General features: G+C 43.3%; 19 protein-coding genes, 1 other RNA gene and 1 pseudogene. 16 read left to right on the top strand and 5 right to left on the bottom strand.

All coding sequences use genetic code 11. The features are described from left to right. Positions 1–106 precede the first annotated feature (106 nt). A pseudogene (locus JMF81_RS16760) lies at positions 107–238 on the top strand (ABC transporter ATP-binding protein); the annotation flags it as partial. 387 nt (positions 239–625) lie between these two features. Next, complete coding sequence (locus JMF81_RS06190) at positions 626–1,315, top strand: cytochrome c biogenesis protein CcdA (RefSeq protein WP_201310582.1); 690 nt, start codon at positions 626–628, stop codon at positions 1,313–1,315. A 71-nt stretch (positions 1,316–1,386) separates the two neighbouring features. Here the strand turns inward: JMF81_RS06190 and JMF81_RS06185 are convergent, their stop codons facing one another. Beyond that, complete coding sequence (locus tag JMF81_RS06185) at positions 1,387–2,784, bottom strand: alanine/glycine:cation symporter family protein (protein ID WP_201310581.1); 1,398 nt, start codon at positions 2,782–2,784, stop codon at positions 1,387–1,389. A 298-nt stretch (positions 2,785–3,082) separates the two neighbouring features. Here JMF81_RS06185 and JMF81_RS06180 point away from each other — a divergent pair, with 298 nt between their 5' ends. The 7 genes from JMF81_RS06180 (at position 3,083) to JMF81_RS06150 (ending at position 10,721) form a co-directional block, all read left to right on the top strand. After that, positions 3,083–5,032, top strand: a complete 1,950-nt coding sequence (locus JMF81_RS06180; RefSeq protein WP_201310580.1) for a PTS fructose transporter subunit IIABC — start codon at positions 3,083–3,085, stop codon at positions 5,030–5,032. A gap of 297 nt (positions 5,033–5,329) precedes the next feature. Further along, complete coding sequence (gene queD / locus JMF81_RS06175) at positions 5,330–5,749, top strand: 6-carboxytetrahydropterin synthase QueD (protein ID WP_201310579.1); 420 nt, start codon at positions 5,330–5,332, stop codon at positions 5,747–5,749. Position 5,750: 1 nt separating this feature from the next. After that, positions 5,751–6,419, top strand: a complete 669-nt coding sequence (gene queE, locus JMF81_RS06170; RefSeq protein ID WP_201310578.1) for a putative 7-carboxy-7-deazaguanine synthase QueE — start codon at positions 5,751–5,753, stop codon at positions 6,417–6,419. A 9-nt stretch (positions 6,420–6,428) separates the two neighbouring features. After that, complete coding sequence (gene folE, locus JMF81_RS06165; protein ID WP_201310577.1) at positions 6,429–7,016, top strand: GTP cyclohydrolase I FolE; 588 nt, start codon at positions 6,429–6,431, stop codon at positions 7,014–7,016. 12 nt (positions 7,017–7,028) lie between these two features. Further along, on the top strand, positions 7,029–7,688 hold the full coding sequence (gene queC / locus JMF81_RS06160; RefSeq protein WP_201310576.1) for a 7-cyano-7-deazaguanine synthase QueC: 660 nt from the start codon (positions 7,029–7,031) through the stop codon (positions 7,686–7,688). Positions 7,689–7,833: 145 nt separating this feature from the next. Continuing rightward, positions 7,834–9,009, top strand: a complete 1,176-nt coding sequence (locus JMF81_RS06155) for an iron-containing alcohol dehydrogenase (RefSeq protein ID WP_201310575.1) — start codon at positions 7,834–7,836, stop codon at positions 9,007–9,009. Between the two features lie 251 nt (positions 9,010–9,260). After that, positions 9,261–10,721 (top strand): aminoacyl-histidine dipeptidase, encoded by a 1,461-nt coding sequence (locus tag JMF81_RS06150; protein WP_201310574.1) that lies wholly within the window; start codon positions 9,261–9,263, stop codon positions 10,719–10,721. Between the two features lie 100 nt (positions 10,722–10,821). Here the strand turns inward: JMF81_RS06150 and JMF81_RS06145 are convergent, their stop codons facing one another. The 4 genes from JMF81_RS06145 to JMF81_RS06130 all read right to left on the bottom strand — a co-directional run bounded on the left by JMF81_RS06145 (position 10,822) and on the right by JMF81_RS06130 (position 14,909). After that, complete coding sequence (locus JMF81_RS06145) at positions 10,822–11,178, bottom strand: hypothetical protein (protein WP_201310573.1); 357 nt, start codon at positions 11,176–11,178, stop codon at positions 10,822–10,824. After that, positions 11,169–11,522: a PqqD family protein gene (locus JMF81_RS06140; protein WP_201310572.1), complete on the bottom strand. Its 354-nt coding sequence runs from the start codon at positions 11,520–11,522 to the stop codon at positions 11,169–11,171. Before JMF81_RS06140 ends, JMF81_RS06145 begins: the two co-directional genes overlap by 10 nt. A 3-nt stretch (positions 11,523–11,525) precedes the next feature. Continuing rightward, on the bottom strand, positions 11,526–13,403 hold the full coding sequence (locus JMF81_RS06135) for an OPT family oligopeptide transporter (protein ID WP_201310571.1): 1,878 nt from the start codon (positions 13,401–13,403) through the stop codon (positions 11,526–11,528). 135 nt (positions 13,404–13,538) lie between these two features. Beyond that, on the bottom strand, positions 13,539–14,909 hold the full coding sequence (locus JMF81_RS06130; protein WP_201310570.1) for an MATE family efflux transporter: 1,371 nt from the start codon (positions 14,907–14,909) through the stop codon (positions 13,539–13,541). A 262-nt stretch (positions 14,910–15,171) separates the two neighbouring features. Between JMF81_RS06130 and gltB the strand changes: the two genes are divergently transcribed. The 7 genes from gltB to JMF81_RS06095 all read left to right on the top strand — a co-directional run bounded on the left by gltB (position 15,172) and on the right by JMF81_RS06095 (position 25,651). Beyond that, entirely contained in the window at positions 15,172–19,707 is a 4,536-nt protein-coding gene (gene gltB / locus JMF81_RS06125; RefSeq protein WP_201310569.1) for a glutamate synthase large subunit, read from the top strand. Between the two features lie 15 nt (positions 19,708–19,722). Next, positions 19,723–21,207: a glutamate synthase subunit beta gene (locus JMF81_RS06120; protein WP_201310568.1), complete on the top strand. Its 1,485-nt coding sequence runs from the start codon at positions 19,723–19,725 to the stop codon at positions 21,205–21,207. A gap of 79 nt (positions 21,208–21,286) precedes the next feature. Then, positions 21,287–21,877, top strand: a complete 591-nt coding sequence (locus tag JMF81_RS06115) for a DUF5662 family protein (RefSeq protein ID WP_201310567.1) — start codon at positions 21,287–21,289, stop codon at positions 21,875–21,877. A 68-nt stretch (positions 21,878–21,945) separates the two neighbouring features. Next, a non-coding RNA gene (gene ssrS / locus JMF81_RS06110) (6S RNA) lies at positions 21,946–22,120 on the top strand. A 120-nt stretch (positions 22,121–22,240) separates the two neighbouring features. Then, entirely contained in the window at positions 22,241–23,380 is a 1,140-nt protein-coding gene (locus JMF81_RS06105) for an AI-2E family transporter (protein WP_201310566.1), read from the top strand. Between the two features lie 65 nt (positions 23,381–23,445). Then, positions 23,446–23,622 carry a (2Fe-2S)-binding protein gene (locus JMF81_RS06100; RefSeq protein WP_201310565.1) on the top strand — a complete coding sequence of 59 codons (177 nt, stop codon included), beginning with the start codon at positions 23,446–23,448 and terminating at the stop codon, positions 23,620–23,622. A gap of 370 nt (positions 23,623–23,992) precedes the next feature. Continuing rightward, on the top strand, positions 23,993–25,651 hold the full coding sequence (locus JMF81_RS06095; protein WP_201310564.1) for a serine/threonine protein kinase: 1,659 nt from the start codon (positions 23,993–23,995) through the stop codon (positions 25,649–25,651). Positions 25,652–25,675: the final 24 nt, after the last annotated feature.

Below are 25,675 nucleotides of genomic sequence, written 5' to 3'. Positions count from 1 at the left end.
GTAGTCAAAATTAGATGATATAGAAACCATGAGATTATGATTGCAATTTTATGGTTTCTTTTTAGATTTTAAATGTGTTTGTTATTGCAAAAGATCTCAAGAATAATACGGGAACCGCCTGATCATGATGCATCAGGGGGAGGCGATCGTTGATAAAGCAGGAGAGGATAAAGACAATCTGGATGTAGATGACCTGCTGGACCGTTTCAATCAGATCAGCATTGAGACCGGAAATTAAAGAGATTAAAAAACAAATAAGAATTCAAAGAATTATTTCATATTATTTTATTTTTTGTTTAGAAAATTTTATACGGAGAAAATTGAATGAAAAGAGAAATGAGGTATAATAAAAACATAGTTTTTCATATATATTTTTTAATCCTCTCTTTTCATTATAAAAAGATCCCGCCGGCAAAGCGGGATTTTTTTTGCGCAATATGAACAAGGTATCGCGGTGACCGGCAGGGGAAAGAATCTTTCCCTGTTCGGTTGAAGAAATTATATATTTCATTGAAAAAATGAGAATGAAAGTCAGTAGAATTTCCCGTAATAAGGTTGCATATTTTTGAAAAAGTGAGTAAAATAAGCACTTAGAGCCCTAAAAATGTAAAAGGTGGAATTTATTATGTTAGAAACATTTTCAAGAAATATTGTTGAGATGATCCATGGAAATCTTTGGATCGGACCTCTGTTTGCGCTGATCGCCGGAATTTTTACATCTCTGACGCCGTGTGCGCTGTCCAATATTCCTCTGGTAACAGGGTATGTGACAGCTGACGGAGATGAAATCAAAGATAACAGAAGAGCATTTCTGCTGTCCATTACATTTGCCGCGGGATCCGCAGTTACTTTTATCTGTCTTGGATTCATTGCCTCAGCACTGGGACATGTGATCGGTCATTCTGAGATCGTCCATATGATTCTGGGAATCCTGATGATTCTGATGGCGCTGCAGATGTGGGGTGTGATCCAGCTGATTCCCCACGTCCATGGTCTTGGCGGAAATGGAAAACAGGGATTTGTGGGAGCTTTCTTTGTGGGGATGATCGGAGGAATTTTTTCTTCCCACTGTGCGGCTCCTGTGATTATTATGCTGCTTGCGATTGCAAGCCAGAGTGGAAATTATCTTCTCGGAGCACTTTTGCTTCTCTGCTATTCTGTAGGACACGGCATTATCATTGCAGCAGCAGGAACTTCCGTAGGATTTGCCAATCGTCTGGATGGAACGGCAGCGAATCTGACGTCAAAAATATTTAAAACGGTTCTGGGAGTCCTGATGCTTCTCATCGGACTTTATATGCTGTTTGGGGACTGATTCTGGAACGCAAATATGATATAGAAAAGAGACATGGCAGATCCGGCAGGATCTGTTATGTCTCTTTTATGTTAAGCAGAAGCTTTCTTTTCTTCTTTTCGAATGGCTTCATATTCCTTTAGCTGAGATAGAGCTTTTGGCGCCAGAGGGAAAAGCGCGATGAGGTTAAAGATAGTCATAAGTCCCACACCAATATCTCCCAGATCCCAGACAAAAGTATAGGCGGCCAGGCATCCTACGAAAAGCATGGCAAGAGCCAGAATCTTATAGAGCGTCTGAGACAGCCAGTTATCTCCGAAAAGATAAGCGATATTAGGTCTTGCATAAAACAGGATGCCGATGAAAGTAGAAAAACTGAACAGCCACAGGATTACGGCAATAAAAATCGGTCCGAAATTTCCCAGATGATATTTCATGGATTCCTGCAGAAGATCCATTCCCTGGAGACCGTCTATAAAGCCCGGAGGCGTCATCAGCATGATCATGGCGGAGCAGCTGCAGATCAGGAGCGTATCAATGAAAACGCCGAGAGACTGAAGCAGACCTTCTTTGGCAGGATGGCTGATATCGGCGGCTGCGGCTGCACAGGGAGCGGATCCGGATCCGGCTTCATTGGAAAACAGGCCTCGTTTTGCTCCATTCATAATAACCGCTCCGATTCCTCCTGCCACGGCCTGACGGAATCCAAAAGCTTCCATAAAAATCTTCTGGAATACAGATGGCAGCAGATGAATATTTTTGATAATAATAAATAAGGTAAGAAGAAAATAACATCCGGCCATAATGGGAACCATAATATCCAGAACTTTTACGGTAGCGTTTTTCCTTAAAACGATGACAGCAGCAATGAGAACAAGAATGACAGCTGTATAAATCGGAGGAATATGGAACGCATTTTCTACAGCGGAGGAAATGGAATTTCCAATGACCTGGCTGATCCCGCACCAGCAGATTAGTCCGGAGAGTGCAAAAAGCACAGCCAGAACACAACGCCGGTTTTTTGAGGAAGTTTTTTGAAACAAAGCATGAATATAATAGGCAGGGCCTCCGCGATAACCTCCGTAAAGAGGATCTTTTTCCTTATAAATCTGAGCCAGGGTTGCTTCCATAAAGGCTGTAGAGGCTCCAAACACCGCGATCAGCCACATCCAGAAGACAGCGCCTGCTCCTCCTGCAGAGATTGCGGCTACGACGCCGACCAGATTGCCCATTCCCACCCGGCAGGCGGTAGATACGATCAGCGCCTGAATGCCGGAAATAGAATCCTTGCGGCTTTTGTCGTCTTTTTCCAGGACTGCATGGATCATTTCCGGAAAAAGACGGAATGGAAGGAACCTTGTCCGGATCGTAAAATAAATACCAGACGGGATCAGCAGGATAACCAGCAGGGAAAGACCGAGAGAACTTCCGCCAGGAAGCGGGATGGTGATCAGATCTCCCCACAGCAGGTTGTAAATTTGTTGAATCATAATTGAAATCCTTTCTTTTGTGTAGTATCCATCAGACTAGTATATAGTACAAACAAGCATTTGTAAAATAAAGAATGAAGGAATAAATGAAAAAAATAAAAGATAAATGAAAGAAAAATAGCTCAAAAATACTTTTGTTTTCTTTCAAAATGATAAATTGAAGTAAATTGACTAAAAATGATTGACTTTGACTGAAATCGTGCTATAATCTAATCAAAAGAAATCAAAAACAGCCAAAATTGTAAGTGGGTTTGACGGATTTTGACTGTTTCGATAGAAGAAAAGGAGGAGAACGAGTATGCGAATCACAGAATTACTGCAGGATGAAACCATTGATCTTGGAGTGAAGGTTGGCAGCAAGGAAGAGGCGATCGATCATCTGATTGACCTGATGGTGAAGGGCGGAAACATTACAGACCGGGAAGAATATAAAAAAGGAATTCTTGCCAGAGAAGCTACGGGAACAACAGGAATCGGAGGAGGAATTGCAATTCCTCATGCAAAGAATAAGGCGGTTTCAAAACCGGGGCTGGCGTCTATGACGGTTCCGGAAGGTGTTGACTATGACGCTATGGATGGAAAGCCGTCCGATGTGTTTTTTATGATTGCGGCACCAGCGGAAGGAAGCGATCTTCATCTGGAGGCGCTTGCAAGACTGTCAACCATTTTGATGGATCCGGAATTCAAGGAAAATCTGCTCCATGCAAAAACAAAAGAAGAATATCTCCGTCTGATTGATGAAAAGGAAACGGAAAAATTTCCAGATAAAACAAAAGAAGTGAAGCAGGAGACTCCTGAAAAAACAGATGGATATCAGGTTTTGGCGGTAACTGCCTGCCCGACTGGAATTGCGCATACCTTTATGGCGGCAGAAGCCTTAGAGAACAAGGCAAAGGAAATGGGATGTACTTTGAAGGCAGAAACCAATGGTTCTGGCGGAGCAAAAAATATTCTGACCAAAGAAGAGATTGAAAAATGCGATGGAATCATTGTAGCGGCAGATAAAAATGTAGAAATGGCGAGATTTGATGGCAAACAGGTACTGCAGACAAAGGTTGCAGACGGTATTAACAAACCAGAAGAACTGATTCAGACAATTCTGGATCATAAAGCGCCGATTTATCATCATGCCGGCGGCGGTGTTCAGGAAGAAGAAGGCGCAGAAGGTGAAAGTGTAGGACGGCAGATCTATAAACATTTGATGAATGGTGTCTCTCATATGCTTCCATTTGTTATTGGGGGCGGAATCCTGATTGCACTGGCTTTCCTCTTTGATGATCAGGCCATTAATCCGGCAAACTTTGGTAAGAATACGCCATTAGCGGCGGTGCTGAAGACAATTGGAGATCAGGCCTTTGGATTTATGCTGCCGGTTCTGGCTGGATTCATTTCCATGAGTATTGCGGACCGTCCTGGTCTGGCAGTTGGTTTTGTCGGCGGAGCGATTGCAAACGCCGGTTATACATTCTCCAATGTAATGACATACGATTCTTCAACTGCGATCTCATCTGGATTTATCGGCGCTTTGCTTGCTGGTTTCCTTGGCGGCTATATTATCGTTCTTTTAAGAAAAATATTTGATAAACTTCCAAATGCTCTGGAAGGACTGAAGCCGATTCTGCTGTATCCGGTATGCGGAATTCTTCTGATGGGTGTGATTATGATCGCGGTCAATCCGATCGTTGGAGCTATTAATACAGCATTGAATAACTTCCTTTCATCCATGAGCGGAACCAGTTCCATCCTGCTGGGCGCAATTCTTGGCGGAATGATGTCTGTTGATATGGGAGGACCATTCAATAAGGCAGCGTATGTGTTTGGTACAGCTCAGCTTACAGTGGCAAATGCAGGACCGGAACAGTATGCGATCATGGCGGCTGTAATGGCAGGAGGAATGGTGCCGCCGCTGGCAATTGCTTTGTGTACTACGTTTTTTAAGAATCGTTTTACAGAGAGTGAAAGAAAATCCGGTGTAGTCAATTATGTTATGGGATTATCATTTATAACGGAAGGTGCAATACCTTTTGCAGCCGGAGATCTTCTTCATATACTTCCTCCGTGTATTATTGGATCTGCAGTGGCAGGAGCTCTTTCCATGGCATTTCAATGCGGGCTTCCGGCTCCGCACGGCGGAATCTTCGTTATAGGCGTTATTACCAATCCGTTGATGTATCTGGTATCGATTGCGGCAGGAGCGGTTGTCGGCATGCTGATCATGTCCGTTACAAAGAAACCGCTGAAGAAATAAAAGACAGCAGACAGAGATTGCCTAAAAGGCAATCTCTGTTTGCTATTTCAGGGAAATCGTGTTATACTGGGTTGGATTCAATGGATCAGACAGTTCATTCGTACCATCCTGTCTATAAACAAAACTAGGACCTGAGAGCAGGAATAGTTTCTGCTTTGACGCTTATGGATGTCAAGGGTACAGGTACGAGAATCTGTATCCTTTTTCTTTTGCTCTGAAAGTATACAGAACAAAAGAAAAAGGATCTGAGAGAATGATGATGTATTGTGAAAAGATAAGAATAAGGAAGGAAGAAAGATGTATCAGTTGACAACTCATGCCTCTTTTGATTCCGCGCATTTTCTGTCGGGCTATGAAGGAAAATGCAGGAATCTTCATGGACACCGCTGGAAACTGGAAGTTACTGTAAGCAGTGAAGAGCTTGCGCAGGAAGGACAGATCCGGGGAATGATCGTAGATTTTGGAGAACTGAAAAAAGATGTCAAAGATCTTGCCGATGAATTTGATCATTGTCTGATCATAGAAAGAGGAACTTTAAAAGAGAAAACAATGGAAGCGCTGGAAGAAGAAGAATTTCGAATCATTCAGGTGGAGTTCCGGCCTACGGCAGAAAATTTTGCTCGTTATTTTTATGAAAGAATCAAGGCGCTTGGATATCAGGTTTCGCTGGTAAAAGTATATGAAACGCCAAATAACATGGCGGGATACGGAGAATGAGATGGAATCATATCAGGTAGTGGAAACATTTGTAAGTATCAACGGTGAAGGGAAAAAAGCCGGAAGACTGGCAATGTTCATCCGGCTGAAGGGCTGCAATCTCAATTGTTCTTATTGTGATACGAAATGGGCCAATGAGCGGAAAGCACCTTATGAACTAATGAGAACAGATCAGATTATAGATAAAATCAAGAATTCCGGGGTATCGCTTGTGACACTGACGGGCGGGGAACCGCTGCTGGATAAAAACATCGGAGAATTGATCGGGAGTATTTTGATGCTTCCTAAGACAGAATTGGAGATTGAGACAAACGGCAGTGTGCCAATTCGAATGTTTCGGGAGCGAGATGCCAGGCTTACGATGACGATGGATTACAAACTGCCTTCCAGTAATATGGAAGAGACAATGTGCCTGGAAAATATGGAAGAACTGAAGCCATGGGATGTGGTGAAATTTGTAATTGGAAGTGAAGAAGATCTGATTCGGGCCAAGGAAATCATCGATCGTTTTTCTCTTTGTGAGAAAGCTATTGTGTATTTCAGTCCGGTGTTTGGAATGATTGAGCCTGCAAGAATTGTGGAATATATGAAAGAGGAACATTTAAATAAAGTAAGATTTCAGATCCAGATTCATAAGGTAGTCTGGGATCCGGATAAAACCGGAGTGTAGGAGGAAATTATGGCAATCGATAAAGAAGCAGTAAAAGAACATATCAGAGGAATCTTAATCGCCCTGGGAGATGACCCGGAGAGAGAAGGACTTAAGGAGACACCGGAACGGGTGGCGAAAATGTATGAAGAGGTTTTTGAAGGAATGAATTATTCCAATCATGAAATCGCGCAGATGTTTTCCAAGACATTTGAAGATGATCTGACAGTGAAAGATCATAAAGATATGGTAATCGTGAAAGACATTGATATGTTCAGTTATTGTGAACATCATATGGCTCTGATGTATGACATGAAAGCCGCGGTGGCTTATATCCCAAAGGAAAAGGTCCTGGGACTCAGCAAGATTGCCAGAATCTGTGATATGGTAGGAAAGCGGCTGCAGCTGCAGGAACGGATTGGAAGTGACATTGCGGATATCATTATGGAGGTTGCAGAGTGCGAAGATGTGGCGGTATATATCGAAGGATGTCACAGCTGCATGAGCGCCAGAGGGATTAAAAAACATAATGCGAAAACAGTGACGACTACATTAAGAGGAGCCTTTGAGACAGACAATATGCTGCGCTGGCATTTTATGACTCAGGCAGGGAAATAGGAGGAGACACAAATGAGCAAACCAACAAAAGCAGTCGTTGTGTTCAGCGGCGGACAGGACAGTACAACTTGCCTTTTCTGGGCAAAGCAGAAATATGAGGAAGTAATCGCGCTTTCTTTTGATTATGGGCAGAAACATGTAAAGGAACTGGAGTGTGCAAAAAAAATATGTAAGAAACATGGAATCGAACATCATATTCTGGATATGGCATTGCTGAATCAGCTTGCGCCGAATTCTCTGACCCGGGCTGATATTGAGGTGGATCATGAGGCTCCGGAAGAAGGAACGCCGAATTCTTTTGTGGATGGCAGAAATATGCTGTTTCTGACTTTTGCGGCGGTTTTTGCAAAACAAAGGAATATCCATGTGCTGGTAACCGGAGTGTCTCAGAGTGATTTCAGCGGGTATCCGGACTGCCGTCATGTGTTTATTTCTTCTTTGGAGACGACATTGACGCTGGCGATGGATTATGAATTTGAGGTGATCACTCCGCTGATGTGGATTGATAAAAAAGAAACATGGGCTATGGCAGACCGGCTGGGTGTTTTTGATATCGTCAGAAACGAAACGCTGACCTGTTATAACGGCATAATGGGAGATGGATGCGGTGAATGCCCGGCATGTAAGCTGAGAAAGAAAGGGCTGGATGCCTATCTTGCAGAAAAGAAGTAAAGATTTGTTAAAATTTCATAAAGTACCATAGAATGTCTTGATAAATATTAGTAAAAATATATAATAGAAGTGTAGGCGTCAACGGAATGATCAGGGAAGAATTCAGACTGAACTGTAAGTTCCACAGCATAAAGGAGAAATTATTATGGGAAGATTTACATTACCTAGAGACTTGTATTTTGGAAAAGGTTCTCTGGAGACGTTGAAGACACTGAAGGGAAAGAAAGCTGTCCTTTGTCTGGGCGGAGGTTCCATGAAGAGATTCGGATTTGTGGATCAGGTTGTGGGATACCTGAAGGAAGCAGGCATTGAGACGAAGCTGATCGAAGGAATTGAACCGGATCCTTCCGTAGAAACGGTAATGAAAGGTGCCGAAGTCATGAAAGAATTTGAACCGGACCTGATCGTTGCCATGGGTGGAGGTTCCCCGATTGATGCCGCAAAAGCAATGTGGGTATTTTATGAGCATCCGGAAACGACATTTGATGATATCAAAGATCCGTTTACCATTCCTGAGTTAAGAAAGAAAGCAGCGTTTATCGCAATTCCATCTACATCAGGAACTGCAACAGAGGTAACTGCATTTTCTGTTATTACAGATTATGAGACCGGAATCAAATATCCGCTGGCAGACTATGAGATTACACCGGATATCGCGATTGTAGATCCAAAACTGGCAGAGACCATGCCGCCGACGCTGACGGCTCATACGGGAATGGATGCCCTGACTCATGCGATTGAGGCATATGTGGCCGGACTTCATTCTCCATTCTCAGATCCGCTGGCACTGCAGGCAATCGAGATGATCTTTGATAATCTGAAAGCATCTTATGAAGGCGATATGGAAGCAAGGGATAATATGCATATGGCACAGTGCCTGGCAGGAATGGCATTTTCTAACGCTCTGCTTGGAATCGTACATTCTCTGGCACATAAGACAGGAGCCGTATTTGACACAGGACATATCCCGCACGGATGCGCCAATGCAATTTATCTGCCGTATGTCATTCAGTACAATGCAAAAGTCTGCGAAGACCGTTTCGCAATGATCGCAAGAAAACTGGGACTTCCGGGTGTAACAGATAAAGCGCTGACCTTATCTTTGATCGAGGCGGTAAGAAAGCTGAGAGCAAGTCTTGGTATCGTTTCCAATCTGAAAGACTTTGGAGTCAAAGAAGATGAATTCCTTGAGAAGAAACATATGATCGCAGAACGTGCGGTAGGAGATGCATGCACTGGATCTAATCCAAGAGAGACCTCTGTGGAAGATATGGAAAAAGTGTTAGAGTGCATCTACTATGGAAAAGATGTAACGTTCTAGGAAAGTAAATAGAGAAAAAGCTTCCGGAGATGAACGGAGGCATGCAGGAAGAGGAGAAATCGAAGAGATGACCCCTCTTCCTGTTTTTTGTTCCCAGGGAACTCCTGCAAAGCAGGCTTCTTTCTTGTGCCGGGAAACGATAAATAAATGATCGGAAAGGATGAATTGTTTCTATAAATCTGATACAATAGAAAACGGCAGAAATAGCATGAAAATCCATGCTAAATATAAACAGAAGGGAAGAGTTTATAATGGAATATAAGATTACAGGATATCAGCCGGAAAAATTATTTCATTTTTTTGAGGAAATCAGCGCAATCCCAAGAGGATCAGGAAATGAAAAAGGAATCAGTGATTACCTTGTATCCTTTGCAAAAGAAAGGGGATTGTGGGTACACCAGGATGAAGCCTCCAATGTTATCATCAAAAAGAAAGGCAGCGAGGGAGCGGAAGATCTCCCTGCCGTAATGCTTCAGGGGCATATCGATATGGTATGCGAAAAAGTTGCCGGAGTTGACCACGATTTTACAAAAGATGGTCTGGAACTGATTGTAAAAGACGGAGTACTGACTGCAAATGGAACAACCCTTGGGGCAGATAACGGCGTTGCGGTTGCGTTAATGTTAATGGTGCTGGATGATGAAGATATTAAGCATCCCCCGGTGGAATGCGTGTTTACGACAGAGGAAGAAGTAGGGCTGAATGGAGCGAAAGCGCTCGATAAGTCTTTGATTTCAGCCCGTACGATGATCAACATGGATTCAGAAGAAGAGGGAATCGCGACGATCAGCTGTGCAGGGGGGCTCCGCATTGAATGCAGCAGAAAAAATGTCCGGGAAGAAGCAGAAGGAACCCTGGTAAAAATTGTGATGTCCGGACTTAAGGGCGGTCATTCCGGTACAGACATTGATCTGGAACGAAAAAATGCCAACCGTCTGATGGCAAGAGTTATATACCAGCTGATGAAAAATACGGATGGAAAACTTGTCTCATTTGCCGGAGGAACTAAAGACAATGCCATTCCAAGAGAATGTGAGGCATCTTTGATTTATGCTGATCCAAAAGAAGCCGGAAAAGCAGAAGAAATAGCTGAAAATCTTGCAGGAGTTCTTGCGGATGAGATTACTCCGTATGAAGAAGGTTTTGTATGTGAGGTAACGGCAGAAGCAGGACAGAAGGTAAAAGCTGTACCGGCAGAAGATGCCAAAGCCTATGTAACGGCGATTTATCTTGCTCCAAATGGAGTGCAGAGCCGTAATATTAAGATGGACCGGTTTGTGGTGAATTCTGTGAATCTTGGGGTAGTATGTGCTGATGAGGATCAGCTGGTTCTTGTATTTTCGCCTCGTTCTTCTGTGGCATCTCTTCAGGATGAGCTGAAGGCAAGGATCGGGCTTCTGGCAGATACCTTTGGTTTCACTACAGAATACAGTGGGGAATATCCGGGATGGAATTTCCTGGAAGAATCTCCGATTCGTGAAGTATTTAAAGAAAGCTACAGAGAATTATTCGGAAGAGAGCTGCAGACAGAAGCTCTTCATGCAGGGCTGGAGTGCGGATTGTTCTGTGATGCGATTCCGGGACTGGACGCCATTGCTGTTGGTCCGCAGCTGTATCATGTCCATACGCCGGAAGAGAATCTTCCGCTGGATTCTTTTGAAAGATTTTACAAATTATTAAAAGATGTATTACGAAGACTGGCAGAAAAATAAGATCAGACGGATCGAAGTATCTGAAATCAGTTCTTGAGAGAATGACAGCAAAAAGCCGGATGGGTTCGCAGCTGATGCCGCGGATTCATCCGGCTTTCTATTATTTCCTGTATCGATAGAGAATCTTTCCGTTTTTTCTTTCTTCCGTGATCATTTTCTGCTTCAACATATATGGAAGAATGGAATTTAAAAATTCTCCTGGGTTGGTAACCGCAAGCCGTCTGCTCTGAAACGGCTGTTTCGCGGTCAGATTTTTTACCACGGGTTCCAGTTCTGCGCGGGTCATAGGGCCGTTTTTTCGCAGAGTTTTTCGAACTTTTGTAATTCCTTTGGAACTGAGCATATTGGACAGATCCTGTTTCTGACGCATGGTCCGCCAGAGCCCCCATCCATAGATCAGGGCTGTAGCGGCTGCAAACAGAAGAACATAAGGAATATAGTGAAGGATCAGCTGCATGATTCTCCTTTCCAGTAAATCATATGGTTATCGTGAAGAATTTCCAGAAATTTGATCAGTCTGGAAAGTGATTTCTCCATATCCGGATATTCAGCATACAGTGTTTTTGACAACTGGTGTACATCACTGGAATTGTCGATGGAGAGCCAGACAAAACTTCCATAGGCATCCAGCCTGATGTCGCTGACTCTCGGCCGATGGAAAAATTTCTGAGCGATGCGATGATAAAAACCGGTCCACTCCACAAAAAGAGTTACGATTCCGCTTTCATCGGTCTGATATTCAATATCCGGGTTTTTAACCGGTACAAAATCCAGATAATTCCGTTGGTTTTTTGTTTTCATTTTCTATTTTTCCTTTTTCATACACAATCGGTACAATCCAAATAACAGTACGATAAAGATGATCAGGCTTCCGATCTGAGGCAGAGAGAATGGAAGAGTGATCGCTGCATCCATTTTAGCAACGGCAATGACAGCCAGCACGATTCCCATGATACCTTCTCCTGCGATCAGTCCGGATGTAAAGAGTACTCCACGGTCGCTCCGCTCTTTTTTCTCTTTTTCTGTACCTTTGACACGCTCTACGATAAAACGTACGATACCGCCGGCCATAATTCCGGCACTTAAGCTGAATGGCAGATACATTCCTACTGCAAACGGCATAACCGGCACTTTCAGAATTTCGATAACGACTGCAATAAACACTCCGGTAAAGATTAAAGCCCATGGAAGCTGAGCGTTCATAATACCTTCTACCAGCATTTTCATCATGGTTGCCTGAGCTGCAGGAATCTGTTCTGTTCCATATCCCCATGCTTCATTGAGCAGATAAAGGACAAAACCAATGGCAGCTGCAGAAACAACGACACCGATCATCTCACCAATCTGCTGTTTTTTCGGTGTTGCGCCAACGATGAAACCAGTCTTTAAATCCTGGGAAGTATCACCGGCAATCGCTGCAACGATACAGATAATACCGCCAATAGCGATGGCGCCTACCATACCGGTAGTTCCGATAGTTCCGGTAGCTTTCAATATCAGAGTGGCAATGATCAGTGTCGCGATTGCCATACCGGATACTGGATTGTTAGAGGATCCGATCAGTCCTACCATACGGGAAGAAACAGATGCAAAGAAGAATCCGAAGATAACAACGATCAATGCACCGATTGGATTAACCGGGAAGGTAGGAATCAGCCAGATGGCAACTGCGATAATAAGAATGATTCCGATCAGCAGAGGCATTGGAAGATCCTGCTGGGTGCGGGGAGCATTCTTATCCGCATGCTTGCTGGACATGCTTTTCATAGCCTGTTTAAAGGTACGGATGATCAGAGGGAAGGTTTTGATCAGACTGATCATACCACCCGCTGCCACTGCTCCGGCTCCAATGTATTTGATATAATTGTCCCAGATATCGCCAGGAGCCATGGAGGAGATTGGGTCTGTGCCAGGGAAGACAACAGCGTCTCCGCCAAATAAGGCAATCAAAGGCATTAAGACGAACCAGCTCAGAGTGCCTCCGGCCAGCATATAACTGGAGATTTTAGGCCCGCAGATATAACCAACACCTGCGAGAGATGGAAGTACCTGGATTCCAATCTGAGAACCGGCATAGCTTTTAAAGGCATATCCGATCTCGCTGGAAAACAGATGAAGACCATCTGCCGCAAATTTATATACAGCGGCGATGCCAAGACCTGCAAAGACGGTTCCGGCTTTAGAACCGCCTTCCTCACCTGCCAAAAGAACTTCAGCACAGGCTGTTCCCTCTGGGAACGGCAGAGTGCCATGTTCTTCTACGATCAGTGCCTGACGAAGCGGAACCATAAAACATACACCCAGGATACCGCCAAACAAAGCGACCAGAAAGATGGTCAGAATGCTTGGAAATGCAATCTTGCCCTCTTCTGCCCATAAAAATAATGCAGGAAGAGTAAAGATTGCTCCTGCGGCAACAGATTCACCGGCAGAGCCGATTGTCTGTACCAGGTTGTTCTCGAGAATGGAATCTCTTCGGAGGATGACACGAATGATTCCCATGGAAATAACGGCCGCAGGGATAGAAGCGGAAATCGTCATTCCAACGAGAAGTCCAAGATACGCATTGGCAGCGCCAAATACGATAGCAAGAAGGATACCAATCAAGAGAGAAGTGACGGTAAATTCCGGAACGATTTTGTCCGCCGGAATATACGGTTTGAATTCTGACTTGTTGTCCATTGAAATTCATTCCTTTCTTAAAAATTTTTTTAACGCTTTTTTAACGCACAAAGGAGATTATACCATTTTGTATAGACAAAAGAAAGCGAAAAATGAAGAAAAAAGGGGAATTTCAAAGGTGCGGTCATAAATTGTTTATTCTTTCAGAGACGGATATTTTCTAAGTTCCCATACTGCAAATCCTATGGCAAATGCTGCCGCAACAGAATCGGCGATCGGTGCAGAATACATAACGCCGTCAATTCCGAAAAACATAGGAAGAATGACCATCAGCGGCAGAAGGAAAATAATCTGGCGGGTCAGAGAGATGAAGATACCCCGGCTGGCTTTTCCGATGGCCGTGAAGAAATTCGATGTAATCGGCTGAATACCATTTATAAAAGTGCAGAACAGGAAAATCCTGAAAAATCTCTCGGCAAATTGGTAGTATGCTTCACTTTCAGAACCGAAAATCCCGATAATCTGCCGTGGGAAAAACTGAAAGCATAAAAAGGCAGCGGTGCTGATCAGTGTAGCGGAAGCAATGGCTTTCAGGTATGCTTCTTTTACACGTCGAAGTTTGTCGGCGCCGTAATTAAAGCTGATGATCGGCTGCAGCCCCTGGGAAATACCGATATTGACTGAAAAGAAAATCATATTGACTTTTGTGATGATACCGGCGCATGCCAGAGGGATATCACTTCCATAGGAAGAAGCGGCACCATATCGTGTCAATACATTATTCATCACAATTTGAACGGTCATCATGGCAAGCTGATTGAAGCATGGAGCCATGCCCAGGGAGGCGATTTTTCTGAAATAGCCAAAATTCGGTTTTAATTCTTTCTTTCCTATTTTTACTGTTTTATAACGGGTCAGATATCCGATGACCATAATGCCGGATACAACCTGACCGATTACAGTGGCCCATGCGGCTCCTGCAATTCCCATATCGAAAACAAAAATAAACAATGGATCCAAAATTGTGTTTATGATGGCTCCGGTCAGGGTGCAGACCATGGAAAACTTAGGGCTTCCATCTGCACGGACAAGATTGGTTCCGCCTGTTGTGAGAATCAGGAACGGGAATCCCAAAGAAGTAATGCCGGTATAAACAATGGAATAATCCAGTACTTTTGGAGTTGCGCCAAACAGGAGCATCAAAGGCTCTAAAAAGATCCTGGTTACGACACAGAGAAGGATGCCAAGGGAGAGGAGCAGTACGATAGTGTTGCCGGCGAAGGAAGCAGCCCGTTTCTTCTGACCGCGCCCCATGGAAAGATTAAAATTAGCCGCGCCGCCAACGCCGCACATCAGGGCAATCGCAGTGCAGATCATGACAAGGGGAAAAGCTACATTGGTGGCGGCATTTCCCAGCATGCCGATGCTTCTTCCGATAAAAAACTGGTCTACCATATTATAGAGGGCACTGACCAGCATAGCTACAATACTCGGGACCGCAAAGCGCACCAGCAGAGTGCCGATGTTTTCGGAGCCCAGAGGATTTTCTTTTTTTAACTCATTCATAATTCATTCCTCATCTTTCGAAAATATTTCCAATTCCAGTATAATATAAAAAGAAAAACAGTACAATAATAGCGGAGCGCTTTTTCAGTCCAAATTGCGAAAATGAAGAAAATAAGGAAAAACTCGATAAAAAATCTGATAATATATCTACAAATCCTCAAAATATCTAATAATCTGACAACTTAAGAATTTTTTCCTTTACAACCTGAAAAAAGTTGTGTATGATAAGTGAAAAATAAAACTTGACGAAGGGAGAATGAAAATGACGAATCAGATGAATCAGACGCCGGGATTATATGATCCTAGTTTTGAGCATGATAACTGCGGAATTGGTGCCTGCGTCAACATCAAAGGAATAAAAAATCATCAGACAGTAGATAATGCCTTAAAGATTGTAGAGACATTAGAGCACAGGGCAGGAAAAGACGCTGCAGGAGAAACCGGAGACGGTGTAGGAATCATGCTCCAGATTTCACATAAATTTTTTGCTGCTGCATGTAAAGAAGCCGGAATTCAGATCGGAAATGAGAGAGAATACGGAATCGGTATGTTCTTTTTCCCGAATGATGAACTGAGGCTTCAGCAGGCAAAAAAGATGTTCGAGATCATTGTGGAAAAAGAAGGAATGACATTCCTTGGATGGAGAGAAGTGCCAACAGATCCGGGTGTCCTTGGAAAGAAAGCACTGGAATGTATGCCGCGGATTCTTCAGGGATTTGTCAAAAAACCTGAAGGAGTGGAAAAAGGTCTGGCCTTTGACCGTAAATTATATATCGCAAGGAAGGTGTTTGAACAGAGTAATGAGGATTCTTATGTAGTTTCTTTATCCAGCCGTACTATCGTATATAAAGGAATGTTTCTGGTAGGACAGCTCCGTACTTTCTTTAAAGATCTTCAGAATCCGGACTATGAATCCGCGATCGCCCTGGTTCATTCAAGATTCAGTACGAATACAACACCAAGCTGGGAAAAGGCGCATCCGTATCGCTTTATTGTTCATAATGGTGAGATCAACACCATTCGCGGAAATGCGGATAAGATGCTTGCCCGGGAAGAGAACATGGAATCTGAATATCTGAAAAATGAGATGCACAAGCTGATTCCTGTTGTAAATCCGAATGGATCAGATTCTGCAAGACTTGACAACACACTGGAATTCCTTGTTATGAGCGGTATGGATCTTCCTCACGCAGTGATGATCACGATTCCGGAACCGTGGGAAAACAATAAAGTCATTTCACAGGAAAAGAAGGATTTTTATCAGTATTATGCAACCATGATGGAACCATGGGATGGACCGGCCTCCATTTTGTTTACCGATGGTGACCAGGTAGGAGCAGTCCTCGACCGTAACGGACTTCGTCCTTCCAGATATTATATTACAGATGACGATCAGCTTATTCTCTCTTCCGAGGTTGGAGTTCTGGATATCGATCCAACGAAGATTGTTGTAAAAGAAAGACTTCGCCCAGGTAAAATGCTTCTGGTAGATACGGTTCAGGGAGAAGTGATCGCAGATGATGTTGTAAAAGAAAAATATGCCGAGAAAGAGCCTTATGGAGAGTGGCTGGACAGCAATCTTTTAGAGCTGAAAGACTTAAAGATTCCAAATCAGCCGGTTCCTTCTTATGGAAAAGAAGAAAGAGAAAAACTTCTGAAGGCGTTTGGATATAGTTATGAAGCCCTGAAAACAACGATTCAGCCAATGGCTCTGAATGGTTCTGAGGCAATCGCGGCCATGGGAACAGACACACCGCTTGCAGTACTGTCCAATCAACATCAGCCGTTATTTAATTACTTTAAACAGCTGTTTGCCCAGGTAACGAACCCGCCGATCGATGCGATCAGGGAAGAACTGATCACTTCTACGACCATCTATGTTGGAAAAGAAGGCAATATCCTGGATGAGAAACCTGAGAACTGCCGTGTCCTGAAGGTAAAAAATCCGATTCTTACAGATACAGATCTGATGAAAATCAAGAGTATGAAGAAGGAAGGATTTAAAGTTGTAGAACTTCCGATCATTTATTATAAAAACACATCCATGGAAAAAGCGCTGGATCGTTTGTTTGTAGAAGCAGACCGTGCATATCGTGATGGAGCGAATATTATCATCTTATCTGACAGAGGCGTTGATGAGAATCATGTTGCCATTCCATCACTTCTGGCAGTATCCGCAATGCACCAGCATCTGATCAAGACAAAGAAACGTACTTCTGTAGCCCTGATCCTGGAAAGCGGAGAACCAAGAGAAGTACATCACTTTGCAACGCTGCTCGGATATGGAGCATGTGCGGTAAATCCTTATCTTGCACTTCAGGGAATCCAGAAGCTGATCGATGAAGGAATGCTTCATAAAGATTACTATGCGGCAGTGGATGATTATACCAATGCGATTCTTCATGGAATTGTGAAAATTGCGTCTAAGATGGGAATTTCAACTCTGCAGTCTTATCAGGGATCTCAGATTTTTGAAGCAATTGGTATCAATTCCGATGTGGTAAATAAATACTTTACAAATACTGTCAGCAGAGTCGAAGGTATTTCACTGAAAGACCTGGAAGCAGACGTAGACGCAAGACATGCTGCAGCATTTGATCCGCTGGGACTGGAAAATGACCTGACTCTGGAAAGTGACGGAAGTCATAAATACAGAAGCGGAAAAGAACAGCATCTCTATAATCCAAGAACGATCCATACACTGCAGACCGCTGCAAGGACCGGGGATTATAAGATGTTCAAAGAATACACGCAGATGATTGATAAAGAATTAGAGCCTGGCAACTTAAGAGGTCTTATGGAATTCAATTATCCAAAGAAAGGAATTCCTCTGGATAAAGTAGAAAGTGTAGATTCCATTGTAAAACGTTTCAAGACCGGAGCGATGTCTTATGGATCTATTTCCGGAGAAGCTCATGAGACTCTGGCAATCGCTATGAATATGTTAGGCGGAAAGTCAAACAGTGGTGAGGGAGGAGAACGCCCGGAACGTCTTGTAATAGGAAGAGACGGATTAAACCGCTGTTCTGCGATCAAACAGGTAGCATCCGGAAGATTTGGCGTGACCAGTGAATATCTGGTAAGTGCAAAAGAAATTCAGATTAAAATGGCGCAGGGAGCAAAACCAGGAGAAGGCGGACATCTTCCTGGAAAGAAAGTATATCCATGGATTGCCAAGACCCGTCATTCAACAGCAGGTGTAGGACTGATCTCACCGCCGCCTCATCATGATATTTATTCTATTGAGGACCTGGCACAGCTGATCTATGACTGTAAAAACGCCAATACTGATGCCCGTATTTCTGTAAAACTGGTATCTGAAGCAGGTGTGGGAACTGTTGCCTGCGGTGTTGCCAAAGCAGGGGCTCAGGTTATCCTGATTTCCGGATATGACGGTGGAACAGGAGCCGCGCCAAGAAATTCCATTTATAATGCGGGACTTCCATGGGAGCTTGGACTTGCAGAAACTCATCAGAACCTGATCATGAATGATCTTAGAAATAAAGTCATTCTGGAAACAGACGGAAAACTTATGAGCGGCCGTGATGTTGCCATCGCAGCCATGCTTGGAGCAGAGGAATTCGGATTTGCCACAGCACCGCTTGTAACGCTGGGATGCGTGATGATGCGTGTCTGCAATCTGGATACATGTCCGGTTGGCGTTGCAACTCAGAATCCGGAACTGCGCAAGAGATTCCGCGGAAAACCAGAATATGTGGTAAACTTCATGAGATTCATCGCGGAAGAATTAAGAGAATATATGGCGAAACTCGGTGTTGCCACAGTTGATGAACTGGTTGGACGTACTGATCTGCTTAAGCCAAACCATGTGGCAGCAGAAAAACATGTGGATCTGTCCAGAATTCTCTGCACAGACTACGTGAAAGCAGCAAAGATTGAATACAGCCATAAGAATGTATTTGATTTTAAACTGAATCAGACGGCAGATGCCAAAGTGCTGATCAAGAGACTGAAACCAGCGCTGGAGACAAAACAGAAAAAAGTGATTGAAGTTGATGTAACGAATATCGATCGTACATTTGGAACCATGTTTGGAGCTGAGATTACGAAACGCTGGGGTGAAAGAACACTGGACGATGATACTTTTACTGTAAAATGTAATGGTGCCGGAGGACAGAGTTTTGGAGCTTTCATTCCAAAAGGACTGACGCTTCAGCTGGTAGGAGACAGCAATGATTACTTTGGAAAAGGTTTATCCGGTGGAAAACTTGTGGTTTGTCCGCCAAAAGGCGTGAAGTTCAAGGCAGAAGACAATATCATTATCGGAAACGTGGCATTATATGGAGCAACCAGCGGTAAAGCATTTATCAACGGTGTGGCAGGCGAGAGATTCTGTGTCAGAAACTCAGGTGCGACAGCAGTTGTAGAAGGTGTGGGAGACCACGGATGCGAATATATGACAGGAGGACGTGTTCTTGTGCTGGGAGCAACAGGAAAGAACTTTGCGGCCGGAATGAGCGGCGGTATCGCTTACGTTCTGGATGAAGACAGCAAGCTGTACATGAATCTGAATAAAGAAATGGTTGCTATCGAGCCGGTGACATCTAAATACGATGTTATGGAAGTAAAAGACATGCTGAAAGAACATGTAGCATATACAAATTCCGAAAAAGGAAAAGAAATCCTTCGTAATTTGGGAGATTATCTGCCAAAATTCAAAAAGATCATGCCGAACGATTATAAGAAGATGCAGAATCTGATCGTTCAGATGGAAGAACGGGGATTGAGCAGCGAACAGGCACAGATTGAAGCATTTTATATGAATGCCAGCGAGTAAAAGAAGGAGGAAGTTATGGGAAAACCAACTGGATTTTTAGATTATCAGAGAGAAGACGCAAAAGCGGAATCTCCAAAAGAAAGAATCAAGCATTTTAATGAGTTTCATGTTCCTCTTTCCAAAGAAGAACAGCAGAAACAGGGCGCCAGATGTATGGACTGCGGAGTTCCATTCTGTCAGTCAGGACAGATATTAAACGGAATGGCATCTGGATGTCCTTTGAATAACCTGGTTCCGGAATGGAATGATCTGATCTATACAGGAAACTGGGATCAGGCATATTTAAGGCTGAAGAAGACAAACCCGTTCCCTGAATTTACAGGGCGGGTCTGCCCGGCCCTTTGTGAGAATGCCTGTACCTGCGGGCTGGATGGAAATCCGGTCAGCTCCAAGCAAAATGAGCTGAGTATCATTGAATATGGGTATGCAAACGGGCTTGCAAAAGCGCATCCGCCAAAATTCCGCACCGGTAAAAAAGTTGCTGTCGTTGGTTCCGGTCCGGCAGGCCTTTCCGCGGCTAATTCTCTGAACAAGAGAGGACATGAAGTTACGGTTTATGAACGTTCTGATCGTTTCGGAGGGCTTTTAATGTATGGAATTCCAAACATGAAACTGGAAAAAGAAATTGTTGAGCGCAAATTAAAGATCATGGAAGAAGAAGGAATTCATTTTATCGCAAATACGGATGTAGGAAAAGACATCAAAGCAGAACAGCTGAAAAAGGAATATGATGCTGTTATTCTGGCGTGTGGTTCTTCTCATCCTCGCAACATCGAGGCGCCGGGAAGAGAAGCGAAAGGAATTTATTTTGCGGTAGATTTCTTAAAAGCAACGACAAAGAGCCTTTTAGATTCCGGACTTAAGGACAGAAAATACATTTCAGCCAAAGGAAAGAATGTCATTGTCATCGGCGGTGGTGATACAGGAAATGACTGTGTCGGAACATCCATCCGTCATGGATGTAAGAGTGTCATTCAGCTGGAAATGATGCCGAAGCTTCCGGATGAGCGTGCGGAAAACAATCCATGGCCGGAGTGGCCGAGAATCTGCAAGACAGATTATGGTCAGGAGGAAGCCATTGCGGTATTCGGACATGACCCTCGTCTTTATACAACGACGGTAAAAGAATTTAAGATGAATAAGAAGGGCGAAGTCTGCAAAGCGGTTCTGGTTTCTCTGGAAAGCAAAAAGGATGAAAAAACAGGAAGAATGGCAATGGTTCCGATTGCGGGATCAGAGAAAGAAGTTCCGGCAGATCTGGTACTGATCGCAGCAGGATTCCTGGGAAGTGAGTCTTATGTCACAGACGCTTTTGGAGTGAAAGTCAATGAACGGACAAATGTGGCGACAGAGCCGAATCGATTTGCGACAAACGTCAAGAATGTATTTACAGCCGGCGACATGCACCGCGGACAGTCACTGGTCGTGTGGGCAATCCGTGAAGGAAGAGACGCGGCACGTGAAGTTGATAAGAAGCTGATGGGATACAGTAATTTGTAAAACCGAGAAAAAAGATACTTTTCACAGGCAGGACTTTTTGATATATTAAATAGTAAAGGACAAATTAGGAGTGCTGCAGATGAATATTCTTGGACATTTTAAGACAATTACAAAGCATAAGATACTGGTCGCAAAGGGCTGCTTTCGTCTGGGACTTTATTATCAGGGGCTGATGCATGATATGTCAAAATATTCTCCAACGGAATTTCTTGAGGGAATCCGTTATTATCAGGGAAATGCAAGTCCGAATAACGCGGAACGTCTGGATAAAGGATATTCGAAGGCATGGCTGCACCACAAAGGAAGGAATAAGCACCATTTTGAGTACTGGATCGATTATAGTCTGGACCCTCATAAAAAGGGACTTGTGGGAATGAAGATTCCAAAACGCTATATGGCGGAGATGTTTGTGGACCGGGTCAGCGCCGGAAAGATATATAATGGAGACAAATTTACCCAGGAAAGTCCGCTGGAATATTTTAACCATGGAATCGGCGGATCCTTGATGCATGATGCTTCCAGAGAATATCTTACGAAGCTTTTGACCATGTATGCCCGGGAGGGAGAAGACGCTGTCTTTGAATATCTGAAAAGAGATTTAAGGGAGGATATCAGCGGTTATGATCAGATATCTCCCAAGAGCGAGACGGGATGTATCCATATTGGATAGAATTTCATGTATCGTTGGGTTGCAATCTTGACATACTTATTCTATAATAAGATTAAAGAGATAGATACGACGGCCTGGGGTGTGCGATAACCTGCTATTTTGAACCTACATTTATTTATCACGGGATCTCAGATAACAGACTGGATGTCCAGCCCTCCTCGAAGGGACTACAAAAGGTTTGTCGAGGGAACCCACCTAGCTTCGCTAGGCGTCAAAACTGCGGGACCGGCATTCTGGGCGTTACAAAAGATAAAGAAGGAGACTCTTGGAAGTCTCCTTTTAATATGCAAAAAATTCAGGAATCACTGTACTTTTTTCGGAAAGAGCGTATAATGGGTTTATTACATGAAGAAGGAGTGAGGTATGAAGTATTTTAAAGAAAATGACAAGACCCCTTTTGTTGTGGTGGCTTTTGGAATATGTCTGTATTTCCTGCTGGAGCATTTATCGCTTGTAATGCACGGAATTTCATATATAGGATCGGTGGCGTTTCCGTTTATCCTTGGAAGCTGTCTTGCTTTTATCATTAACGTGCCGATGCGCTTTTTTGAAAACCGGGTGCTGCATAAGATAAAAAAAGGAAGGCGCGTGCTGAGTCTGATTGCGGCAATCCTGTGTATTATCGGCGTGATTCTTCTGGTCTGCGGTCTGATCATACCGGAACTGGCGGAAACAATGTACCGGCTTTCAGTCAGTGTTCCCGGGTTTATTGAAGCGGTTCAGGAATATATTGATAACCTGTCCAAAGACAATCCGAGGATACATAGCTATGTACTGAGTCTGGATGTTGACTGGAATGAGATTGGAGGACAGATGATGGGATATTTTCAGACCTGGGCGACCAACCTGCTCAATTCCACAGTCAGTATTATTTCCAGTGCGGTGCAGGTAATTGTCAGCTTCGCTTTGGGATTTGTATTTGCACTGAATGCTCTGCTGAAAAAGGAAACGCTGGCTTTTCAGGTGAAGAAGCTGCTGCTTGCGTTTCTGCCTTTGAAAGCGGTCAAACATATTGTAAGGGTCGGAAGACTGTCCAATCAGGCGTTTTCCAATTTCCTTTCCGGGCAGTGTACGGAAGCTGTGATTCTGGGATGTCTGATTTTTGGATGTATGAAAATCCTGGGAATCCCGTATGCAGTATTGATAGCGGTTTTTATCGGTGTAACTTCCCTGATCCCGATCGTAGGAGGATTTGTCGGATGCGGCATTGGGATCCTGCTGATTATTACGGTTGACTGGAAGCAGGCGATCATCTTTGTCATTATGTTCCTTGTAGTGCAGCAGTTTGAAGGCAATGTAATTTATCCTCATGTAGTAGGAAATTCTGTCGGACTGCCGGGAATCTGGGTTCTTGTGGCAGTTACCATAGGAGGAAATGTCGCGGGAGTTGTTGGAATGCTGTTCAGCATCCCTCTGTTCTCGGTTTTATATCAGCTTCTGACGGAAGTGGTAAACTGGCAGATTAAAAAAAGAGATCTGGAAAAAACAATCCGAAAAGTATAAGATAAGAAAAATTTGACCATAATATCTCCTGTAAACAAATGGAACAGATTTAGGAGGTTATGGAAATGGATAGAGACCAGGTGATATGTCCATGTCTGGACGTAACAGCAGGCCAGATTATGGATGCTTATGAAGATGGAGCGGTAACCGTAGACGCGATCAAGGATGTGACCGGAGCAGGGTCTGTCTGCGGAGCATGTCTGGATGAGATTGAAGATCTGCTTAATGAATTAAGGAGCTGATTTTAAGAACAGCCGGAACATGATATCAGTAAAATTTCGGCATCCGGTCAGAAGTGTAAATAACATAAGACGCAGGAAAACAGATTTCCTGCGTCTTTTTATGTCGTGCGCCTGGCGGCTGACAGGCGGAGAGCCTTTTTAAAAAACTATACAGCCTGTTTTCGAAACCGGGATGAAGTTTCAGACAGTCCTTTTTTTGCGTGGGGAGCAGTAAAATACCGGTGGAATTTCCAGTAAATCAGGATGCTTAAAACGGCAGAAAAAAGAGATCCTGCCGGGGAAGAAAGTGTAATGTACGCTTTTCATATGAATCGGCTGATGGTACATATAATGTAACAGTAGGGGTAAATACGTAATGGAGAATTTGTGTTTGGAAAAGGGTATGGTTCTAAAGAATCGATATTATATCAGAAAAATATTAGGAATTGGAGGCTTCGGTATCACTTATCTGGCGGAAGATAGAAATCTGGGACAGAACATAGTCATAAAGGAATATTATCCGCGTGAAATTGCAGGAAGAATGATGGAAGAAGATGGAGTAATGAATGTGATTCCCAGAGAGAGGAATGACCGCCGTCGTTTTTTGAAAGGAAAAAAAGATTTTCTGGCAGAAGCCAGACGAATGTCAAAATTATTTGATATACCTGAAGTTGTTAAGATTCTGGATTGGTTTGAAGAAAATGGAACAGCATACCTGGCAATGGAATACATCCGGGGAATCAATCTGGATGATTATCTGCAAAATCAGGATGTGCCTCTCTCTTTTCAGCAGGCCTGGAAGATGCTGGAGCCTGTGGCAGAGGCTCTCGAAAAAATTCATAAAATGGGAATTATTCATCGTGATTTAAATCCGGGGAATCTGATGATCGAAGAGAACGGGACGGTTAAAATCATAGATTTTGGTTCGGCAAGACCGTATCTGGAGACAGAAAAAACCATGACGATTCTGATCAAGAAAGGATATGCACCGCCGGAACAATATGTGAAAAAAGGAAAACAGGGGCCATGGACGGATATATATGCTTTATGTGCAACGATTTATGAAATGATAACAGGAGTGCGCCCGGAACCTTCTATTCAGAGAATTGAAAAAGATGAATTGTATCTGCCGTCTGCTTATGGCGCTGAAATTCTGCCGGAAGAAGAGGAAATTCTTTGCAGAGGGCTGGAACTAAATTATAAACAGCGTTTTCGAAAAATATCTGATTTATCTAATAGTGTAAAAAATATTGCTGATCCTTCAAAAGAAGCTGAAAAAAGAAAACGGACACGATGGATTCTGCCATTGGGGATTGTCAGCATAATTGCAATGATATGTGCAGCAGGAGGTGCATTCTTTTTTTGGAATACTGCGGAGGAGAGTCAAAATGCGATTTATGCGGGAGATTATGGAAGACAAACTGAGCGCTATAAGGAATATTTAGAATTTGTAAAAAGCCGTGCAGTATCCACAAAAAAGAGTGAAAAGGATGAGGAATATGAAACGGATCCTTATCGGGGCTTGAGTACAATTTATTTTTTGAAATCAGAAGATGTAAAAGAGTGGGGAGATCCGTGCAATCGTTTTCGGTTTGAGATGACAGGGGACGAATATATCCAATGGATGAAAAAAAAAGGATATGATATGAAAAAAGTAGAGCAAAATGAAAGAAATGCGGTTCAGGTAGAAGAATATGGGGCAATTTATACAAATTTCAGTAAAGAAATCAGGTATAAAGTAAAAAATGATTTATATGTAAATGTAGTAAGTGATACGGTAAATGATGATTTGTTTGAAATTTTTATCGAGCTTCCAAAGAATCAGAAAGGGGAGGATAAAAATCTAATTCAGGAAACGGCAGAATTCCTGGCACAGGATTTTTCCACTAAAGAAAGAGAAAACTTAAAAAATTTGTATGATGAGATGCCGGAAAATGATCAGATTGATCCGGGATTTCATTTTTGGCTGCGAGAGGGGGAAAGTGAGGAAACTATATATTGGACGTTCAGGGTTGATCGTTGGAATTACTGTACTGATACATATTCGTGAATATAAAGATAGTTGGGAATAAAA

It is taken from the genome of Anaerostipes butyraticus (genome assembly GCF_016586355.1).
Classification (GTDB): domain Bacteria; phylum Bacillota; class Clostridia; order Lachnospirales; family Lachnospiraceae; genus Anaerostipes; species Anaerostipes butyraticus.
This window is presented reverse-complemented; position numbering and strand designations above follow the sequence as displayed.